General features: G+C 74.7%; 19 protein-coding genes. 11 read left to right on the top strand and 8 right to left on the bottom strand.

All coding sequences use genetic code 11. The annotated features are described in order from the left end of the window. The first annotated feature begins 3 nt into the window (after positions 1-3). A complete protein-coding gene (locus KUM42_RS08615; RefSeq protein WP_237496346.1) occupies positions 4-405 on the top strand; it encodes a DUF3151 domain-containing protein in 402 nt (133 codons plus the stop codon). 188 nt (positions 406-593) lie between these two features. After that, complete coding sequence (locus tag KUM42_RS08610; RefSeq protein ID WP_237496345.1) at positions 594-737, top strand: GPGG-motif small membrane protein; 144 nt, start codon at positions 594-596, stop codon at positions 735-737. Positions 738-772: 35 nt separating this feature from the next. On the opposite strand, the gene KUM42_RS08605 is transcribed toward KUM42_RS08610, so the two are convergent. The 3 genes from KUM42_RS08605 to KUM42_RS08595 all read right to left on the bottom strand — a co-directional run bounded on the left by KUM42_RS08605 (position 773) and on the right by KUM42_RS08595 (position 3,492). After that, the gene (locus KUM42_RS08605; protein ID WP_237496344.1) at positions 773-1,624 is read right to left on the bottom strand and encodes an ATP-binding cassette domain-containing protein; all 852 of its coding nucleotides are present in this window, start codon (positions 1,622-1,624) and stop codon (positions 773-775) included. After that, positions 1,621-2,679 (bottom strand): ABC transporter permease, encoded by a 1,059-nt coding sequence (locus KUM42_RS08600; RefSeq protein WP_237496343.1) that lies wholly within the window; start codon positions 2,677-2,679, stop codon positions 1,621-1,623. The genes KUM42_RS08605 and KUM42_RS08600 overlap by 4 nt, the downstream gene beginning before the upstream one ends. Positions 2,680-2,874: 195 nt before the next feature. Beyond that, positions 2,875-3,492, bottom strand: a complete 618-nt coding sequence (locus KUM42_RS08595; RefSeq protein WP_237496342.1) for a hypothetical protein — start codon at positions 3,490-3,492, stop codon at positions 2,875-2,877. Between the two features lie 68 nt (positions 3,493-3,560). Here KUM42_RS08595 and KUM42_RS08590 point away from each other — a divergent pair, with 68 nt between their 5' ends. Continuing rightward, positions 3,561-4,847, top strand: a complete 1,287-nt coding sequence (locus KUM42_RS08590; protein ID WP_237496341.1) for an adenylosuccinate synthase — start codon at positions 3,561-3,563, stop codon at positions 4,845-4,847. A 249-nt stretch (positions 4,848-5,096) separates the two neighbouring features. Here the strand turns inward: KUM42_RS08590 and KUM42_RS08585 are convergent, their stop codons facing one another. Then, on the bottom strand, positions 5,097-6,143 hold the full coding sequence (locus KUM42_RS08585; protein WP_237496340.1) for a glycerophosphodiester phosphodiesterase family protein: 1,047 nt from the start codon (positions 6,141-6,143) through the stop codon (positions 5,097-5,099). A gap of 192 nt (positions 6,144-6,335) precedes the next feature. Here KUM42_RS08585 and purD point away from each other — a divergent pair, with 192 nt between their 5' ends. Then, the gene (purD, locus tag KUM42_RS08580) at positions 6,336-7,589 is read left to right on the top strand and encodes a phosphoribosylamine--glycine ligase (RefSeq protein ID WP_237496339.1); all 1,254 of its coding nucleotides are present in this window, start codon (positions 6,336-6,338) and stop codon (positions 7,587-7,589) included. A gap of 6 nt (positions 7,590-7,595) precedes the next feature. On the opposite strand, the gene KUM42_RS08575 is transcribed toward purD, so the two are convergent. Next, positions 7,596-8,168, bottom strand: a complete 573-nt coding sequence (locus tag KUM42_RS08575) for a TetR/AcrR family transcriptional regulator (protein WP_237496338.1) — start codon at positions 8,166-8,168, stop codon at positions 7,596-7,598. A gap of 84 nt (positions 8,169-8,252) precedes the next feature. On the opposite strand from KUM42_RS08575, the gene KUM42_RS08570 reads away from it, so the two are divergent. After that, positions 8,253-9,152 (top strand): NAD-dependent epimerase/dehydratase family protein, encoded by a 900-nt coding sequence (locus KUM42_RS08570; protein WP_237496337.1) that lies wholly within the window; start codon positions 8,253-8,255, stop codon positions 9,150-9,152. A gap of 60 nt (positions 9,153-9,212) precedes the next feature. Here the strand turns inward: KUM42_RS08570 and KUM42_RS08565 are convergent, their stop codons facing one another. Then, entirely contained in the window at positions 9,213-10,667 is a 1,455-nt protein-coding gene (locus KUM42_RS08565) for an AI-2E family transporter (RefSeq protein WP_237496336.1), read from the bottom strand. 93 nt (positions 10,668-10,760) lie between these two features. On the opposite strand from KUM42_RS08565, the gene purB reads away from it, so the two are divergent. Then, on the top strand, positions 10,761-12,068 hold the full coding sequence (gene purB, locus KUM42_RS08560; RefSeq protein ID WP_237496335.1) for an adenylosuccinate lyase: 1,308 nt from the start codon (positions 10,761-10,763) through the stop codon (positions 12,066-12,068). Next, entirely contained in the window at positions 12,065-12,943 is an 879-nt protein-coding gene (locus KUM42_RS08555) for a phosphoribosylaminoimidazolesuccinocarboxamide synthase (protein ID WP_237496334.1), read from the top strand. The genes purB and KUM42_RS08555 overlap by 4 nt, the downstream gene beginning before the upstream one ends. Before the next feature lie 30 nt (positions 12,944-12,973). On the opposite strand, the gene KUM42_RS08550 is transcribed toward KUM42_RS08555, so the two are convergent. Continuing rightward, positions 12,974-13,897 carry a MurR/RpiR family transcriptional regulator gene (locus tag KUM42_RS08550; RefSeq protein ID WP_237496333.1) on the bottom strand — a complete coding sequence of 308 codons (924 nt, stop codon included), beginning with the start codon at positions 13,895-13,897 and terminating at the stop codon, positions 12,974-12,976. Between the two features lie 109 nt (positions 13,898-14,006). On the opposite strand from KUM42_RS08550, the gene KUM42_RS08545 reads away from it, so the two are divergent. From KUM42_RS08545 to KUM42_RS08535, 3 genes are read left to right on the top strand one after another with little or no spacing between them, the layout of a single operon-like run. Continuing rightward, positions 14,007-15,446 (top strand): MFS transporter, encoded by a 1,440-nt coding sequence (locus KUM42_RS08545; RefSeq protein WP_237496332.1) that lies wholly within the window; start codon positions 14,007-14,009, stop codon positions 15,444-15,446. Next, entirely contained in the window at positions 15,443-15,982 is a 540-nt protein-coding gene (locus KUM42_RS08540; protein ID WP_237496331.1) for a GAF domain-containing protein, read from the top strand. Before KUM42_RS08545 ends, KUM42_RS08540 begins: the two co-directional genes overlap by 4 nt. Then, positions 15,979-17,217 (top strand): amidohydrolase family protein, encoded by a 1,239-nt coding sequence (locus tag KUM42_RS08535; RefSeq protein ID WP_237496330.1) that lies wholly within the window; start codon positions 15,979-15,981, stop codon positions 17,215-17,217. Before KUM42_RS08540 ends, KUM42_RS08535 begins: the two co-directional genes overlap by 4 nt. Before the next feature lie 50 nt (positions 17,218-17,267). Here the strand turns inward: KUM42_RS08535 and KUM42_RS08530 are convergent, their stop codons facing one another. Continuing rightward, entirely contained in the window at positions 17,268-17,933 is a 666-nt protein-coding gene (locus KUM42_RS08530) for a flagellar brake protein (protein ID WP_237496329.1), read from the bottom strand. 206 nt (positions 17,934-18,139) lie between these two features. On the opposite strand from KUM42_RS08530, the gene purS reads away from it, so the two are divergent. Next, positions 18,140-18,379, top strand: a complete 240-nt coding sequence (purS, locus tag KUM42_RS08525; protein ID WP_163609878.1) for a phosphoribosylformylglycinamidine synthase subunit PurS — start codon at positions 18,140-18,142, stop codon at positions 18,377-18,379. Positions 18,380-18,387: the final 8 nt, after the last annotated feature.

Genomic DNA, 18,387 nt, shown 5'->3' with positions numbered 1-18,387 from the left:
CCCATGACCCACAGCCACAACCTGCTCGGTGAGCCCCCGGCCACCCTGCTCCCCGTCGACGTCGGCACCGCCCTGCTCGCCGCCGGCACCGACCCGGCCGAGGTGGCCGCGGCCCACCCGACCTCCAGTGCGGCCTGGGCCGCCCTGGCCGAGGCCGCACTCGAGGGCGGCCGCACCATCGAGGCCTACGCCTACGCCCGCACCGGGTACCACCGCGGCCTGGACGCGCTGCGCCGCAACGGCTGGAAGGGCTTCGGCCCCGTGCCGTTCTCGCACGAGCCCAACCGCGGGTTCCTCCGCTGCGTCACCGTGCTGGCCAAGGCCGCCGGCGCGATCGGCGAGGTCGACGAGGAGGCGCGCTGCCTCCAGCTGCTCGCCGACTCCGACCCGAGCCTGGCCGCCTGAACCGTCTCGCCTCAGGCCGGCCCGGGCCTCCCATGGTTCGGGCTGGCCTGCGGTCGGTCGCAGCCCGGTGGGTGCTTGCGCAGGTCAACGGCCCGGGAACGTCCTGATGCCGAGTTGTTGATCAACGGTTAGTGTCGGCCGCCGGTCGACGCCAGTGGGGCGTCCACCCTGAGAAGAGGGGCACTTCCATGGACACCATCCTCTGGATCCTCGCCGTCATCCTGGTCGTCTCCGGGATCTTCGCGATCGTCCGCAAGCAGGTGCTGTGGGGCATCGTCCTCATCGTCGTCGGCCTGCTCGTCGGCCCGGGCGGCGTCAGCGTCTTCAACTGACCGAGCGGCCCCTCCCACCGGAGCGAGGGGCCGCCTCAGCCGTCGCGGTGGGTCGAGCGCAGCGCATCGGTCAGACGCGCCAGCTCGTCCCCGCCGGCGACCAGCCGGGTCAGGTCGTGCACGTCGACGTCGGCCGCGGTGAGGTCGCCGGCCACCCGGCCGCCGCCCAGCAGCACGAACCGGTCGCCCACCAGGTGGGCGTACTGCGGGCTGTGGGTCACGAACACCACCGCCAGTCCCGCCTCGCGTGCGGTCACCACCGACTGCAGCACCAGCGCCCGCTGGGCCACCGTCATGGGCGCCGTCGGCTCGTCGAACACCAGCACCCGGGCGCCGAAGTGCAGCGCGCGGGCGACGGCCAGGCTCTGCCGCTCGCCGGCCTGCAGCGCGCTGGCCGGCTGGTCGGGGTCCAGCCCCACGACGCCGACCCCGGCCATCGCCGCGGTGGTGACCCGCTGCGCGCGGGCGACGTCCAGCCGGCGGAACGGCCACGGCCCCCGGGTGGGCTCCGCGCCGAGGAAGAAGTTGCGCCACACCGACATCAGCGGCGCGATCGCCAGGTCCTGCCACACGGTGGCGATGCCGGCGGCCCGCGCCTGCCGCGGTGACCGGAAGCGCGCCGGACGGCCGTCGAGCAGCAGCTCGCCGTCGGTCAGCCGCTGCATCCCGGACAGGACGCCGACCAGCGTCGACTTGCCCGAGCCGTTCTCCCCGAGCAGACAGGTGACCTGCCCGCCGCGCAGGGCCAGGTTCACCGACGACAGCGCGGCCACGCTGCCGAAGCGCGCCGTCGCCCCGCGCAGCTCCAGCACGGGCACCGCCGTCCCGTCCGGCGCCGTCGCGCCGTTCGCCGTCCCGTCCGTCGTCGTCCCGTCCGTGGCGCTCATGACAGCGGCACCCGGCCCAGCCGGCGGCGGACCTCGCCGTTGAGCAGCAGGGCGACCAGCAGCAGGGAGCCCAGGAACGCCTGGAACCAGCGGGGGTCCCAGCCGGCCAGCGCGATCCCCTCGCGGGCGACGCCGTAGAGCAGGGCGCCCAGCGCGGCGCCGACCGTCGAGCCGTACCCGCCGGTGAGCAGGCAGCCACCGATCACCGCCACCACGATGAACTCGATCTCCGTGCCCAGCGCCGGGTCGACCTGCACCCCGCCGAGCCGCACCAGCCCGAGCGTGCCGATCAGCCAGCCCGCGCCCGCGGTGCCCAGGAACAGCAGCACGGTGGTGCGCCACACCGGGACGCCGAGCTCGCGGGCCGCCCGCCCGGCCCCACCGGCGGCGAACACCGAGTTGCCGAAGCGGGTGCGCCACAGCAGCCAGCTGGTCAGCGCGGTGGCCAGCACCCACCAGACCAGGGAGATCCGGAACCGCCCCTCGCCCAGCTGGGCGGTCGCCCCGAACACGGCCACGGCGGAGTCCCAGCCCGGCGCCTGCGCCAGACCGGTCACCCGGGACGAGCCGGCCACCGCCGTCGCCACCGCCAGCGACCCGCCCTGCAGCACCAGGAACGTGGCCAGGGTGACCAGGAAGCTGGGCAGCTCGGTGATCACCACCAGCAGCCCGTTGACCGCACCCACCCCCAGCGCCGCGACCAGGGAGACCGCCAGCGCCGGCCACAGGCCGAGCCCCAGCTCGGTGACCAGCAGAGCCGTGAGCAGGCTGCTGGAGACGGCCACGACGCCGATCGACAGGTCGAACTGGCCGGCGACGAGCAGCAGGGCCACCGCCACGCCGCCGATGCCCAGCGGTGCGGCGACGTCGAGCACCGTGGCCAGCCCGCCGGTGGTGAGCAGGCCGGGCGCCTGGGGCGCGAAGATCAGGACCACGAGTCCGACGCCGACCAGGGCGCCCACGCCGGGGCGGGCGAGCAGGCGGTCCAGCAGTCGGCGTCCGGTCGACCGGGGGTTCCTCGGGGCGGCGCCGTGGGGCAGCCGCTCGGTGCTCACCAGGACGTGCTCGGACGGCGTCGGGTGCGACGGGACGACAGCAGCGCGACCTCCTCGGGCTCAGGCGGTGGCTCCAGTCTCCACGCCGTCCCCCGCCGCGCTGCAGGGGCTCGTCGGCCCGGTCGCGGGGGCGTGCCCCGTCCGGAGATCCGCTCCGAGCTCACGAGGAGCGGGGGAGGCGGGGCTCGACCTCCCTCAGGCCCGCAGGCGCCAACGCACCCGGTCGTCGGCGTACCAGGTCCACTTGGTGACCTCGCGGTCGACGGGGACGCCGTCCCGGGTCACCTGGGCCGGCGCGCAGGCCAGCTGCAGCGCCCGGCCCTCCGCCCGGCCCACCCGCCGCAGCGGCAGCGTCGTGACCGCGACGGCGAGCCGGTCGACCGCCGTCCAGACCGGCCGCACGTCGATCCGGGTGACCAGTCCGTCGGCGACCCGGGTGTCGTCGCAGTACGCCTGGGCGCCGAACCGCTGCGCCAGCGCCCGTCGTGGCTCGCCGTGCGCGGCGACCCGGCCGCTGTGCAGCAGGACGCCACCGTGGTCGTCGCGCACCAGCGGCAGCTCCCGCTCCCCGCCGCCGCCGATGCCCAGCGAGCGGGCCAGCGCAGTTGAGGCGCGGTCGTCGGCCGGCTCCCAGCTCACCGGCACCGCGGGCAGCCGGTCGGTCTTCCAGAGCCGGGCCAGCACCGCCGCCAGCCCGGGCACCGGACCCAGCACGTGCAGCTCCTCGGCGCCGTCGACCACCGACGCCACGTGCCGGCGCGACGGCGGCTGGGACGCCGCCAGGCCGCGCAGGTCGAGGTGTGTGGCGGGCATGCGGATACCCTGCCACCTGGCCGACCGGGCACCCCCCGGTGCAGTTCGTGGACGAGGAGAGACCCCCCATGCCCGCAGTCGTGCTGATCGGCGCCCAGTGGGGCGACGAGGGCAAGGGCAAGGCCACCGACCTCCTCGGCGGCAGGATCCCCTACGTCGTCCGGTACCAGGGCGGCAACAACGCCGGGCACACCGTGATCACCCCGGACGGCGAGAAGTACGCCCTGCACCTGATCCCCAGCGGCATCCTCACGCCCGGCTGCACCCCGGTCATCGGCAACGGCGTGGTCATCGACCCCGAGGTGCTGATCGGTGAGCTCGCGGGCCTGGAGGAGCGCGGCGTCGACACCTCGCGCCTGGTGATCTCCTCGGACGCGCACCTGATCATGCCGCACCACCGGGCCCTGGACCGGGTCACCGAGCGGTTCCTGGGCCAGCGCAAGATCGGCACCACGGGCCGCGGCATCGGCCCCGCGTACGGGGACAAGGTCGCCCGCAACGGCATCCGTGTGCAGGACCTGCTCGACCTGTCGATCCTGCGGCAGAAGCTCGAGGGCACGCTGCAGGAGAAGAACCAGATCCTGGTCAAGGTCTACAACCGCAAGGCCATCGACGTCGACGAGGTCGTCGAGGAGTACGCCGGCTACGCCGAGGCGCTCAAGCACCGCATCGTCGACACCCGGCTGATGCTGGGCAAGGTCCTCGACGCGGGCGAGTGGATCCTGCTGGAGGGCTCCCAGGGCACCCTGCTGGACGTCGACCACGGCACCTATCCGTTCGTGACGTCGTCCAACCCGACCGCCGGTGGCGCGGCCGTGGGCGCCGGCGTCGGCCCGACCCGGATCGAGCGGGTCGTCGGCATCCTCAAGGCCTACACGACCCGCGTGGGCTCCGGGCCCTTCCCGACCGAGCTGCACGACCAGTGGGGCGAGTACCTGCGCAAGCAGGGCGGCGAGGTGGGCGTGACCACCGGCCGCGACCGCCGCTGCGGCTGGTTCGACGCCGTCGTGGCCCGCTACGCCAGCCGGGTCAACGGCATCACCGACTTCTTCCTCACCAAGCTCGACGTCCTCTCCGGCCTGGAGACGGTGCCGATCTGCGTGGCCTACGACGTCGACGGCGTGCGCCACGACGAGATGCCGATGACGCAGACCGACTTCCACCACGCCACGCCGGTCTACGAGGAGATGCCCGGCTGGTTCGAGGACATCACCGCCTGCCGCCGCTTCGAGGACCTGCCGGCCAACGCCCAGGCCTACGTGCGCCGGCTGGAGGAGCTCTCCGGGGCCCGCATCAGCGTCATCGGCGTCGGCCCGGGCCGCGACGAGAACGTCGTCCTGCACGACCTGATCTGATCGCGACCCTGCCGGGCCGCACCGCGGCCGGGCAGGGTCCCCGGCTCCTGGGGAGCCGCTCCGTGCGCCGACGTCGGGTGGCCTCCGGCCGCCGCGACGTCAGCGCACAGTCGCCTGCGGCGACACCTGGGGTGCGTCGCGTCGTCGGCTCACCCGTGCCGTCCCCGGCTCCAGGGACGCGCCGACCGTGCGCTCAGCGGGGGGCCCAGGTGTGCTGGGACCCGCTGGGCGCACGGTCGGTGGGGCGGGTCAGACGCGGGGGCGGACGGGGGCCATGGCGGCGGCGGAGAGCTCGGAGCGGGCGCGGTAGGCGGTCTCGGGGGCGTCGGTGATGACGCCGTCGACACCGAGGGCGAAGAGCAGGCGGGCCTCGGTCTGGGCGTCGCCCAGGCCGCGGGGGTCGCCGCCCCGGCGCAGGTGCACGGGCAGGAAGACGTTCTCCGGCCGCAGCGTCCACGGCTCGACGGTCAGCCCGGCGCGGTGCGCCTGGGTGATCAGGTCCGAGACGCCGACCAGGCCGCCGTCGGCACCGTGCAGCAGGATCCGGCCCTTGTGCGGGGCGATGCCCTGCGCGTAGGTGGAGATCTCGCGCAGGCCCGAGGGGGTGACCAGGGCGTCCTGGACGCCCTCCTCCTCGATCAGCTGCACCAGCTTCGGGCCGTCCGGGCCCAGGTCGTCGTGCAGCTCGCGCAGCGCGGCGGGGTCGAAGGCCTGCACGACCACCGACCCGCCCTGGTGCGCGGCGTCCAGCCGGCGGAGCTCGGAGGCGACCAGCTCCACCATCGGCATGCCCTGCGCGGCGTACCAGGACGGGCACTTGAGCTCGGCCTGCACCCGCACCACGCGGCCACCGGTGGAGCGGCGGCGGGCCACCTCGACCACCTCGGCGAAGGTGAGGAGGCCGAAGCGGCCGTCGTAGGCGCTGTTCATCGGGCGCATCCCGGGCGTGCGCTCGACGGCGCCCAGGGTGCGCAGCTCGGCGAGGGTGAAGTCCTCGGCGAACCAACCGGTCAGCTCCTCGCCGTCCACCTCCTGGGTGCGCCGGCGGCCGGCGAACTCGGGGTGGGCGGCGACGTCGGTCGACCGGGAGAGCTCGTTCTCGTGCCGTGCCACGAGCTCGCCGTCACGGGTGACGACGAGGTCGGGCTCGATGAGGTCGGCGCCCAGGTCGATGGCCAGCTCGTAGCTGGCGCGCGTGTGCTCGGGTCGGTAGCTCGGTGCGCCGCGGTGCCCGATGACGAGCGGCGAGCGCTCCAGGCTGGGCGAGCGAACGGCCTTCAGGCCGGTCTCCTGCATGTCCCCAGGGAACGCCAGTTCCCTGTCCGTGTCGTGAACGCGCGCCGACGTCATGGAGTCAGATCGGTGGACGACGCGCTCACCTGGAGAGTCGTCCCACCCCTGTGAGGGAGATCACTGTCGTCGGTGTGACTGGGGTGACGACGCCCGCCCGCCGGGTCGCTCAGCGGGCGCATCGGTACGTTCAGCGGCGTGCGCGTCCTCGTGATCGGCTCCGGTGCCCGGGAGCACGCCCTGTGCGTGGCTCTGCAGTCCGACCCCGCGGTCACCGCGCTGGCCTGCGCGCCGGGCAACGCCGGCACCGCGGTCATCGCCGCGCCGTTCCCGCTGGAGGTGGCCGACCCGGTCGCCGTCGCCGCGCTGGCCGTCGAGTGGCAGGCCGACCTGGTCGTCGTCGGCCCGGAGGTCCCGCTGGTCGCCGGTGCCGCCGACGCCGTGCGCGACGCGGGCATCGCCTGCTTCGGCCCGTCGGCCCAGGCTGCGCAGCTCGAGGGCTCCAAGGCCTTCGCCAAGCACGTGATGACCGCGGCCGGGGTGCCGACCGCGCGGTCCTGGGCGGTCGGCGGGTCCGCCGAGCTGCACACCGTGCTCGCGGAGTCCGGCGCCCCCTACGTGGTCAAGGACGACGGGCTGGCGGCCGGCAAGGGCGTGCTGGTCACCACCGACCACGACGCCGCCCTCGCCCACGGCCAGGCGGTGCTCGACGCCGGGCACTCGGTGCTGGTCGAGGAGTTCCTCGACGGCCCCGAGGTGTCGCTGTTCGCGCTCACCGACGGGACGACGGTGGTGCCGCTGCTGCCCGCGCAGGACGCCAAGCGCCGCGACGACGGTGACGGCGGCCCGAACACCGGCGGCATGGGCGCCTACGCACCGCTGCCGTGGGCGCCGGCCGGGCTGGTCGCCGAGGTGCTGGCCACGGTGCTGCAGCCCACCGTCGACGAGATGCGCCGCCGCGGGGAGTCGTTCAGCGGGCTGCTCTACGCCGGGCTGGCGCTGACCTCGGCCGGGGTGAAGGTGGTCGAGTTCAACGCCCGGTTCGGCGACCCCGAGACCCAGGTCGTCCTGCCGCTGCTGGAGACCCCGCTGGCCGGGCTGCTGCACGCCGCCGCCACCGGCACGCTCGCCGACCAGCCGCCGCTGCGCTGGTGCGACGGCGCGGCCGTCACCGTGGTCGTGGCCGCCGAGGGCTACCCGGAGCGCCCGCGGTACGGCGACCCGGTCACCGGTGCCGACGGCGAGGGCGTGCTGCACGCCGGCACCGTCGTGGGCCCCGACGGACTCGTCCACTCCGCCGGCGGCCGGGTGCTGTCGGTCACCGCAGTGGGCGCCGACCTGGCCGCGGCCCGGCAGACCGTCTATGAGCGGCTCGCCGCCGTCCGGCTGGCCGGCGCGCACTGGCGCACCGACATCGCGCTGGCCGCCGTCGAGGGGCGCATCACCGCCTGACGGCCGTCAGCCCCGCCCGGCGGCCAGCAGGGCGTGCAGCTCGGCCAGGACGGCGGCCTGCACCTCGACGAACGGGCGTGCCTCGTCCTCGGCGATCCAGACGGCGAAGGCCGTGTGGAAGACGGTCACCGCGCTCTCCGCGGCCAGGGCGGCCGGGACGGGTGCGACGCCGCGCTCGGTGAGGGCGCGGGTCAGCGCCGCGGCCAGCGCCGACAGCTTGAGCAGCTCACGCTCCTGGAGCGCGGGGTGCGCGTCGATGACCCGCTGCCGGGCCCGTGACCACGGGCGCCGGTCCTCGTGGAAGTACGTCGCGCCGCCGGCGAGGCCGGCCAGCGCGAGCGCGAGCGGGTCGCCGTCCGGGGCCGCGGCGACGGCGCCCACGAAGGCGAGCTCGAAGTCGTCCGGCCCGCGGAAGAGCACCTCGCGCTTGTCGGCGAAGTGCCGGAAGAACGTGCGCTCGGTCGTGCCCGCCCCGGCGGCGATCTCGGCGACCGTGACGCCGTCGTAGCCACGCGCGGCGAACAGGTCCAGAGCGGCGCGCTGCAACCGCTCGCGGGTCCCCGCCTCCCACCTGGCCACGCCGCCAGCGTAGTCATGACAGTTCCTGACATGGCGGCGTACGGTGACGTCAGTACCTGACATCACGACGCGGAGGAGCTGGTCATGAAGGTGTTCGTCACGGGCGCGAGCGGCTGGATCGGGTCGGCCACGGTCGACGAGCTGCTGGCCGCCGGGCACGAGGTGGTCGGGCTGGTCCGCACGCCGGCCGCGGCCGCTGCCCTGCAGGCCAAGGGCGCCACCCCGCTCAGCGGTGACCTCGACGACCTGGCTGCGCTGCGCCGGGGCGCCGAGGCGGCCGAGGGCGTCGTCCACCTGGCCAACAAGCACGACTTCGCGGACCCCGCGGAGTCCAACCGGGCCGAGCGGGCCGCCGTCGAGACCCTGGCAGGGGCGCTCGTCGGCAGCGACCGCCCGCTGGTGCTGGCCGCCGGCGTCGCCGGGCTGGCCCAGGGCCGCCCGGCGCGCGAGTCCGACCCCAACCCCGCAGTGGGCCCGGCCTCGGCGCGCGGCGGTGCGGAGAACCTGGCGCTGGACCACGTCGCCCGCGGGGTGCGGGTCGTCAGCGCCCGTTTCGCGCCGACGGTGCACGGGGTGGGCGACCACGGGTTCATCGCCTTCGTCGCTGCCGCTGCCCGCCGGTCCGGCGTCTCTGCGTACGTCGGCGACGGCAGCAACGCCTGGTCCGCCGTCCACCGGTCCGACGCCGCGCGGCTGGTGCGGCTCGGGCTCGAGCACGCTCCGGCCGGCACTCGGCTGCACGTGGTGGCCGAGGAGGCCGTACCCACCCGGGAGGTCGCCGAGGCCCTGGGACGGTCGCTGGACCTGCCGGTCCGGTCCGTCTCGCCCGAGGAGGCCGTCGACCGCCTCGGGCCCTTCATCGGCGGCTTCTGGGGCACCGACGTGCAGGCCTCGAGCGAGGCGACCCGCGCCCTGCTCGACTGGACGCCGACCGGCCCGACCCTGCTCGAGGACATCGCCGCCGGCGCCTACCCGGGGGTCTGACCGGTCCCGGCCCACGGTGCTCTCGCGCCCGAGGGCCCGGCCGCCGGGAGGCGGCCGGGCTCAGCCCGCCGAGACCAGCCGTCTGGCCCGGCGGGTGTCCGGTTGCGGTGGTCGCGGGCCCTCGTTGCGGCGGGACAGGTAGGTGCCCGCCACGTTGGCGCAGGCGATGACCGGCACGGCGATCAGCGCACCGAAGATCCCACCGACCAGCAGGCCGCCGGCGATCCCCAGGACGACGGCCAGCGGGTGCACCGAGACCGCCCGGCCCAGCAGCAGCGGCTGCAGCACGTGGCCCTCCAGCTGCATGACCAGCACGATGATCCCCAGCGCGATCAGCGCCCGCACCGGCCCGACCGCCACCAGCGTCACCAGCACCGACACCGTGCCGGCCAGGAACGACCCGATGATCGGGATGAACGCGCCGAGGAACACCAGCGCCGCCAGCGGCACCACCAGCGGCGTCCCGAGGAACAGCAGGCCGACCCCGATGACGACCGCGTCGAAGGCGGCCACCCCCACCGTGGCCCGCACGTAGGAGATCAGCGTGCGCCAGGAGCGGCGGGCGGCCTCGTCGAGGTAGGCCTGCGAGTTCGCCGGGGTGAGCCCGACGACCCACAGCCAGATCTGCCGGCCGTCCATCAGGAAGAAGAAGAGAGTGAACAGGGTCAGCAGGGTGCCGGTGAGCACCTCGCCGACCGTGGCGGCCGTGGTCAGCGCACCGGAGGTGAGCAGGTCGCGGTTGTCCACGACGCCCTGGCGGGCGCTGTCGACGGCGTCGGTGATCTGCCCGTCGGTGATCGGGAACGTGCGGGTGAGGAAGTCCTGCACCTGGGTGAGGCCCTCGTCGACCTGGGAGGCCAGGTCCTCGTAGCCGGAGGCGAACTCCTCCACCACCAGCGTGACGATGCCGGCGACCACCCCCAGCCCGACCACGAGCATGGTCAGCGCGGCGAGCGAGGACGGCCAGCCGCGCCGCCGCAGGAACGCCGCCCCCGGCTGCAGCAGCGCGGCCAGCAGCAGCGCCACGATGACCGGGACGACGACCACCGCCACGTACCCCGCGGCTCGCAGCAGCAGGTAGAGGGCGGCCAGCACCGCGATCGAGCGCCACGACCAGGCCGCGGCGATCCGCAGGCCGTTGGGCACGTCCCGCTCGGCGGCGCGCAGCGACCCCTCGGGCGCCAGCAGGCTGCCGCTGCTGCGGTCCCGTCCGCCGGCCGGTGGCGGTCCGCCCGGCAGGGGGGGCCCGCTGACCCCGCCCGGGACGTCGGCGTCGGGTGCGTCGGGGTGCGGGCTGCCGACCTGGGTGTCCCCGGGGTCCGACGCCGGCGTGACGCCGGTGGCCGGCGGCGGGGGAGCGGTCGAGCCGGCCTCCTCGACGTGGTCGACGACCGCCCGGCTGCCGTCCTCCAGCACCAGCACGGTGCCGTCGGGCCACGCGTGCGGGTCGTGCTCCCGGGCGGCCCTGATCCGCTCGCGGGCCCGGCGGGCCGCGCGGTTCGCCCGGTGCAGCATCGACGTCCTCCGAGCTGATGAGGGCCCCTCCCCGCGGGTGCGAGAGGATGGGGCCGTGGTGCGACGAGCTGAGCGGTCCGAGACGGTGCCCGCATGATCGACAGGTACACCCTGCCCGAGATGGGCCGGGTCTGGAGCGATCAGCACAAGTACGACCTGTGGTGCCGGGTGGAGACACTCGTCCTCGAGGCGCACGCGGCCGCCGGGCGGGTCCCCGCCGACGTGGTCGAGCCGGTGCGCAACGCCCCGCCGCCCACGCCCGAGCGGGTCGCGGAGATCGAGGAGACGACGCAGCACGACGTCATCGCCTTCCTCACCGCGTGGGCCGACAACACCGAGCCGCGCTCGGCCGCCGCCTACGTGCACCACGGCATGACCAGCTCCGACCTGCTGGACACCGCTCTCGCCGTCCAGCTCACCGACGCCACCGACGTCCTGCTGGCCAAGGCCGACCGGCTGGTCGCCGCGCTGCGCGACCACGGCCTGGCGCACCGCGACACCATCAAGGTCGGCCGCACCCACGGGGTGCACGCCGAGCCCGACGTGTGGGGCCACCGGGTCGCCGACCTGGCCTTCGCCGCCGCGCGGTCCCGGGACCGGCTGCGCCGCGCCCGCGAGGCCGTCGGCGTCGTCGCCATCTCCGGCGCCGTCGGCACGTACTCCCTCATCGACCCCTCGGTCGAGGTCACCGTCGCCGAGGCGCTGCACCTGCGCGCCGCCGACGCCTCCACCCAGGTGGTGCTGCGCGACGGCATCAGCGAGTGGGTGTCCGCGCTGGCGATCATCGCCACCGTCTGCGAGGCGATCGCCCTGGAGGTGCGGCACGGTCAGCGCACCGAGGTGCGCGAGCTCTCGGAGGCCTTCGGCGCGGGCCAGAAGGGCTCGTCGGCGATGCCGCACAAGAAGAACCCGATCCGGTCCGAGCGGATCGCCGGGCTGGCGCGGGTCGTGCGCGCGGCGATCGTGCCGGTCATGGAGGGCATCCCGCTGTGGCACGAGCGGGACATCTCCCACTCCTCGACCGAGCGGGTGTACCTGCCCGACGCGGCGATCACCACCGACTACCTGCTCAACCTGACCGCGGGCCTGGTGGAGAACCTGGTCGTGGACGCCGAGCGGATGCGGGCGAACCTGGAGTCCACCGGCGGGCTGATCTACACGTCCTCGGTGCTGCTGGAGCTGGTCGAGGGCGGGATGAGCCGCGAGCAGGCCTACGCGCTGGTGCAGTCCGCGGCGATGCGCACCTGGCAGGAGGGGACGCCGTTCCGGCAGACCCTGCGGGAGCGGGCGGACACCGAGGGCGTCGCGCTGGACGAGGCCCGCCTGGACGAGATATGCCGGCCCGAGCGGTACGTGCAGAACCTGGGCCCGCTCTTCGACCGGCTCGCGGCGCTGTCGTGACGCTGCCCTTCGACCTGGTCGCCCGCGGCAAGGTCCGCGAGGTGTACGCGGTGGACGCCGACCGGTTGCTGCTGGTCGCCAGCGACCGCATCTCCGCCTACGACGTCGTCCTGCCCACGCCGGTGCCGGACAAGGGCCGGGTGCTCACCGCGCTGTCGGTCTGGTGGTTCGAGCAGCTGGCGCCGGTGCTGGCCGCGCACGGTGCCGAGCACCACCTGCTGGCCACCGGCGACGCGCTGCTGACCGAGGGCGTGCCCGGCGAGCTCGCCGGCCGGTCGATGCTGGTGCGCCGGCTGGAGATGCTCCCCGTCGAGTGCGTGGCCCGCGGCTACCTGTCCGGGTCCGGCACGGTCGAGTACCAGCACAGCGGTGCGATCGTCGACGTCCCGTTGCCCGCCGGGCTGGTCGAGGGCTCGAAGCTGCCCGAGCCGGTCTTCACCCCCTCGACCAAGGCCGAGGTCGGCGAGCACGACGAGGCGATCGGCTTCGCGCAGGTCGTCGACGCGGTGGGCGCCGAGCGGGCCGAGGCGCTGCGCGCGCTCACCCTGGCGCTGTACCGCCGCGGCGCGGAGATCGCCGAGGACGCCGGGATCGTGCTGGCCGACACCAAGTTCGAGTTCGGCACGGCAGGGGACACCCTGGTGCTGGGCGACGAGGTGCTCACCCCGGACTCCTCGCGGTTCTGGCCGGCGATCACCTGGTCGCCCGGCGCGCCGCAGGCCTCGTTCGACAAGCAGTACGTGCGCGACTGGCTGACCACCTCGGGCTGGGACCGCGTCTCGGCGCCGCCCGAGCTCCCCGAGGCCGTCGTCGCCGCGACCCGCGAGCGCTACGTGCAGGCCTACGAGCAGCTGACCGGTCGCAGCTTCGCCTGAGCCGGGGCCGGGTGCGCACCCGGCCGGTGGTCACCGGCGGTGCGGTGCGCGGTCGAGCAGGCCGAACTCGTCCCACATCGCGTCCGCCGTCGCGACGCGCACCCGGGTGCGCTCGGGGTCGACGGCGGCCAGCTCGGCGCAGAGGGACTGGACCACGGCGAGCGCCGGCGTGAGGGAGGGGAAGAAGGACACGCCCTCCGCCGGCACGACCAGCACGTGCTGCGCCGCGGTGGCCAGCGGGCCGCTGGCGCTGTCGGTGAGGGCCCACACGGTCGCCCCCCGCCCGGCGGCGACCCGGGCCGCCTGCACCGCGCTGGCGTAGAGCCGCCAGAAGCTGATGGTCAGCACCAGGTCGCCGGGCTCGGTGGCCGCCAGCGCGTTCACCATCGCCGCCGACGAGCCGTCGTGCAGCTGGACGTCGTACCCGGCCAGCGTGGCGTTGTGGGCCAGCGCCAGGCCGACCGCGGTGTAGCTGCCCGAGGCGACGACGAGCGTGCGCCGTGCACCGGCCATCCCCTCGGCCAGCCGGCGCAGCGTCGCGGGCTCCGTGCTGCGGGCGAGGACGGCGAGGTCGTCGATGTCCCGGCGGAGCGAGGCGGCCCCGGGCGCGTCGGTCAGTGGCCCGTGCTCGGCGGCGACCTGGGGTGCGCTCAGCGAGGACAGGTAGCGGGCCCGCAGTTCCTGCTGCAGGGCGGGCCACCCGCTGAACCCGAGCGCCTGCGCCGTCCGGGTGACCGTCGCGACGTTGACCCCGGCCGCGGCGGCGATCTCGGCGGCGCCACCGTAGGAGGCGGTGCGGGGCATGGTGCGCAGCGCGTGCACCACCGCACCGGACTTCGCCGACAGCCCACCGGCCGGGCCGCGGGAGTCCAGCCAGGCCGCCAGCGGTTCCGCGCCGACGGCGGCGTCCCCCACCGGGCGGTCGGGCCGCTCCCCTGCGCTGGACGAGGTCACCTGCTGCACGTTACGTCCACGTCAACCTCTGCAAAGACCATTGCAATCCGGTCCTTCTGCCTTCTAGGTTGCATCAACCCGGTCGTCCGGACCGCCCAGAGGAGACGCGATGTCGTTGCTGCAACGCCTGGACCGGCTGCCGCTCAGCCGGCCGCACCACCTGCTCCTGCTGATCGGCGGCCTCGGCTACACCTTCGACGGCATGGACGGCGCGATCGTCGCCTTCCTGCTCCCCTCGGTGCGCGAGGAGTGGGGGCTGACCTCCGGGCAGTCGGGCATCATCGGGTCGGCCACGCCGCTCGGGTACCTGATCGGGGCCACCGTCGCCGGGCTGCTCGCCGACCGGATCGGCCGGCGCCGCGTGATGATGTGGTCGCTGGCCTTCTACGCCGCCTTCACCCTCGTCGCCGCTGTGTCGCCGACCTTCGAGTTCTTCGTCGGCGCCCGCGTCGTCGCCGGCATCGGCACCGGCGCGGAGAGCGCCATCATCGCGCCGTTCCTCGCCGAGTTCGTGCCGGCCCGGCGGCGTGGCTGGTTCATCGGTGCGCTCGCCGGCTTCTTCTCCTTCGGTTACGTCGGCGCCGCGCTGATCGGCCGGTTCGTCGTCCCGAACCTCGACGACGGGTGGCGCTGGGCGCAGGTGCTCACCGCCCTGCCGGTGCTGCTGCTGCTCTGGTGGCGGCGTTCGCTGCCGGAGTCCCCGCGGTTCCTGCTGCTCAAGGGGCGCACCGCCGAGGCCGAGGTGGTGGTGGCCGACTTCGAACGCCGCGTCGAGGCGGCCACCGGTCAGCCCCTGCCGCCGGTGCCCGCGTCCACCGGGGAGGCGCCCGCACCGGTGGTGGAGCGGGCCAGTCCCACGCTGTTCTCCGCGCTGCGCTTCATGTGGAGCCCGGCGATGGCCCGCCGGACCGCCGTCGTCTGGACGGTCTGGTTCGTCATCACCTTCGCCTACTACGGCTTCTTCTCCTGGATCCCGACCCTGCTCATCGACCGCGGCCTGACCGTGTCGAAGAGCTTCACCTTCTCCATCGTGATCTACCTGGCGCAGATCCCGGGCTACTTCTCCGCCGCCTGGCTGAACGAGCGGCTCGACCGCCGGCGCACCATCGCCCTGTACCTGGTGGGGTCGGCGGTCAGCGCCTTCCTGCTCAGCCAGATGGACACCTCGTTCGGCATCGTCGCCGCCGGCGCGCTGCTGTCGTTTTTCCTCAACGGCGTCTACTCCGGGCTGTACGCCTACACCCCCGAGGTGTTCCCCACCTGGATCCGGGCCAGCGGCACGGGGCTGTCCAGTGCCTTCGGCCGGATCGGCAGCATCTCCGCCCCGGCGATCATCGGCTTCACCTCGTCCTCCCTGGGCTTCGGGGGCGTGTTCACGATGATCACCGTCGTGCTGGCCGTGGGGGTGTTCGCCGTGCTGGTGTTCGGCCTGTCCACGACCGGCCGTTCGCTGGAGGAGCTCACCGAGACCGACGACGTCCACCGGGCGCAGCAGGCCGCAGCGCACGCCGGCGACCCCGCGCCGCGTGCGGCAGGAGGGAACCGATGAGCACGCCGTCCGCCCCCGACACCCGGATCACCCGGCCCGCCGGGCCGCCGGTGCCGAACGCCCCCGGCTTCGACGAGGTGCAGGCCGAGGCCCGCCGGCTGGTCGGCGCCCGGCTGTTCACCGTGCTGGCCTGGGACGACGAACGTGGTGCGCTGGCCCGGGTCCACACCTCGCACCCGGTCGAGTACCCGGTCGAGTACCCGGTCGGCGGCGAGAAGTTCATGCCGCGGGACGCGCCCTGGCCGCAGCAGGTGCTGGTGCGCCAGCAGCCCTACCTGGGCGTGGACCCGGCGTCGGTCGCCGCGGTCTTCGCCGACTGGCCGACGATCGAGGCGCTGGGCTGCGGTGCCACGCTGAACCTGCCGGTGGTCGTCGACGGCCGCACGATCGGCGCGCTCAGCCTGCTCGACGCCGCGGGCACCTACGACGAGACCTCGATCGCCCGGGCGGCCCCGGCGGCCGGGCTCGCCGTCGCGCCACTGCTCGCCTGGCACGCCACCCGCACCGCTGTCCCCACCCCCGAGGAGAACCGTTGAGCCCCACCGCCCCCGCCCTGCTGGTCCGCGGCGCCGACGTCCTGGACGTCGAGGCCGGCGAGTACCTGGAGGGCACCGACGTGCTCGCCGTCGACGGCCGGATCGTGGAGGTCGGCCGCGACCTGACCGCGCCGGAGGGCGCCCGCGTGCTGGAGGCCGCCGGCCGCCGGGTGCTGCCGGGTCTCGTCGACGGGCACGTGCACGTGACGGCGGCGACGGCCGACCTCGCCGCGCTGCCCACCTGGGCGCCCAGCTACGTCGCCGCGCACGTCGGACGGCTGATGGGCGGCATGCTCGCTCGCGGCTTCACCACCGTCCGCGACACCGGCGGCGCGGACTTCGGGATGGCCCGCGCGCAGGCGGAGGGGCTGATCACCGGGCCGCGGCTGGTGTTCGGCGGCAAGGCGCTGAGCCAGACCGGTGGGCACGGCGACGTCCGCGGCCCCGGGCAGAGCGCGGCCGAGGAGCCGGGCTGCTGCGTGAGCATGGGGCGGGTCGTCGACGGCGTCGACGCGCTGCGCGCCGCGGCCCGCGACCAGCTCCGCACCGGTGCCCACCACCTCAAGGTGATGGCCGGCGGGGGCGTCTCCTCCCCGACCGACCGGATCGACTCGACCCAGTACTCCCTCGACGAGCTGCGTGCCGTGGTGGACGAGGCGGCGGCGGCCAACCGGTACGTGGCTGCGCACGCGTACACCGCGCGGTCGGTGAACCGGGCGCTGGAGGTGGGCATCCGGTCCATCGAGCACGGCAACCTGATCGACGACCGCAGCGTCGAGCTCCTCCTGGAGAAGCAGGCCTTCCTCGTCCCGACGCTGGTGACCTACTGGGCGCTCAAGGAGGAGGGGATGGACCACGGTCTCCCGAGGGACAGCTGGGAGAAGGTCGATGCCGTCCTCGGGGCCGGGCTGGGCGCGCTGGAGCGGGCCGCCCGGGCCGGCGTGCGGATCGTCTACGGCTCGGACCTGCTGGGCGGGATGCAGCGCCACCAGTCCCGGGAGTTCGCCATCCGGGCCGAGGTGCAGTCGCCCCTGGAGGTGCTGCGCTCGGCGACGACCGTGGCCGCGGAGCTCATCGGGCTGACCGGCGAGGTCGGCGTGGTCGCACCGGGGGCGCACGCCGACCTGGTGGTGGTCGACGCCGACCCGCTCGCCGACGTCCGCGTGCTCGCCGAGCCCGAGCGCCACGTCCGCACCGTCGTGCAGGGCGGCCGCGTCGTCGTCGACCGCGACTGACCTCGTCCGGGACGGCCGGCGGCCGCGCTGCGGTCCGCCGGTCGACGAGATCAGTACAGCGCGGCGAGGCCGCGGGCGCGGGCGTTGCGCAGCGCGGTGAAGACGTGCGAGCGGATGAGGTCCGCGGAGGGCTCGGGCAGGGCGAGGAAGCGCAGCGACCACTCGTGCAGGGCGTCCTGGCGCGGTCGCCGGCGGATCAGCGCGACCTCGGTGAGCAGCAGGTCGGAGTACAGGTCGAGCTGGAGCGTGAGTGTTCGGCCCCGCTTCGGGAAGGGGACGCCGACCCCCAGGTCGCCGTGCGGGCGGAAGACGGCGAGCAGTCCGCCCTCGCTGAGGTCGACGGTGCTGCCGGTGAGCGAGACGGAGTCCCAGGAGACCAGGACCGGCAGGCCGATGGGGGCGCGGACGGCGTCCCGGCGCTGGATCCGGTTGGCCGGGCCGGTGAGCCGGACCTTCCAGGTGCCGTCGGAGGCCAGGGCGACGGCGTCGGCGGTCACGGAGCGCAGCCCGTCGTCGGACTGCCAGGACATCTCGATCATGTCGCCGGCGACGAAGCCGGCGGTGTCGCCGGTGGGGGTGCGCGGCTGGCTGATGAACAGGTGCGAGTCCCCGACCCGCCGCACCCGGCTGGTGAGGGCCTCGTCGCTGCCGAGGGGGAGCACGCTGAGCGCCGTGGCACCGGCCGGGTGGTCGATGTTGGGGGTGCCCGCGACCACGCCCGCCTCCGTCCTGCACGTCGACCGCCCGACGGCGATCTGGTTGTCCTGATCATCGACCCGGCGCCGGTGATCTCCAGTCGAACGCTCCAGGTCCGCCACCCGTCGGGGGCAGCTCCGGTCCGCGGGGTGGTCCGTCGTGCACCATCCGTCGCCCGTCCGGCGCTCGTTCGGACTGCTCCGGCACTGCCGGTACCCTCGTCGGCGTGCCAGTCGTGGTCGTCGACGTCGTCCTGAAGCCAGAGATCTCCGATCCGCAGGGGCAGGCCGTTCTCGGCGCCCTGGGCCGGCTCGGTCACTCCGGTGTCCGCAGTGTCCGTCAGGGCAAGCACTTCGTGCTGGAGGTGGACGGCACCCCCGACGCCGCGGAGCTCCGCGAGATCGCCGAGACGCTGCTGGCCAACCCCGTCATCGAAGACGTCGAGCTGCACCTCCCCACGGACTGAGGACCAAC

The sequence above is a fragment of the Modestobacter sp. L9-4 genome, assembly GCF_019112525.1.
In the GTDB taxonomy this organism is placed as follows: domain Bacteria; phylum Actinomycetota; class Actinomycetes; order Mycobacteriales; family Geodermatophilaceae; genus Modestobacter.
This window is presented reverse-complemented; position numbering and strand designations above follow the sequence as displayed.

Bases quoted from the DNA above. Each gene is read 5' to 3' on its own strand.
- KUM42_RS08615 (WP_237496346.1), top strand. From the start codon at position 4: ATGACCCACAGCCACAACCTGCTCGGTGAGCCCCCGGCCACCCTGCTC.
- KUM42_RS08610 (WP_237496345.1), top strand. From the start codon at position 594: ATGGACACCATCCTCTGGATCCTCGCCGTCATCCTGGTCGTCTCCGGG.
- KUM42_RS08605 (WP_237496344.1), bottom strand. From the start codon at position 1,624: ATGAGCGCCACGGACGGGACGACGACGGACGGGACGGCGAACGGCGCG.
- KUM42_RS08595 (WP_237496342.1), bottom strand. From the start codon at position 3,492: ATGCCCGCCACACACCTCGACCTGCGCGGCCTGGCGGCGTCCCAGCCG.
- KUM42_RS08590 (WP_237496341.1), top strand. From the start codon at position 3,561: ATGCCCGCAGTCGTGCTGATCGGCGCCCAGTGGGGCGACGAGGGCAAG.
- KUM42_RS08585 (WP_237496340.1), bottom strand. From the start codon at position 6,143: ATGCAGGAGACCGGCCTGAAGGCCGTTCGCTCGCCCAGCCTGGAGCGC.
- KUM42_RS08570 (WP_237496337.1), top strand. From the start codon at position 8,253: ATGAAGGTGTTCGTCACGGGCGCGAGCGGCTGGATCGGGTCGGCCACG.
- KUM42_RS08565 (WP_237496336.1), bottom strand. From the start codon at position 10,667: ATGCTGCACCGGGCGAACCGCGCGGCCCGCCGGGCCCGCGAGCGGATC.
- purB (WP_237496335.1), top strand. From the start codon at position 10,761: ATGATCGACAGGTACACCCTGCCCGAGATGGGCCGGGTCTGGAGCGAT.
- KUM42_RS08545 (WP_237496332.1), top strand. From the start codon at position 14,007: ATGTCGTTGCTGCAACGCCTGGACCGGCTGCCGCTCAGCCGGCCGCAC.
- KUM42_RS08540 (WP_237496331.1), top strand. From the start codon at position 15,443: ATGAGCACGCCGTCCGCCCCCGACACCCGGATCACCCGGCCCGCCGGG.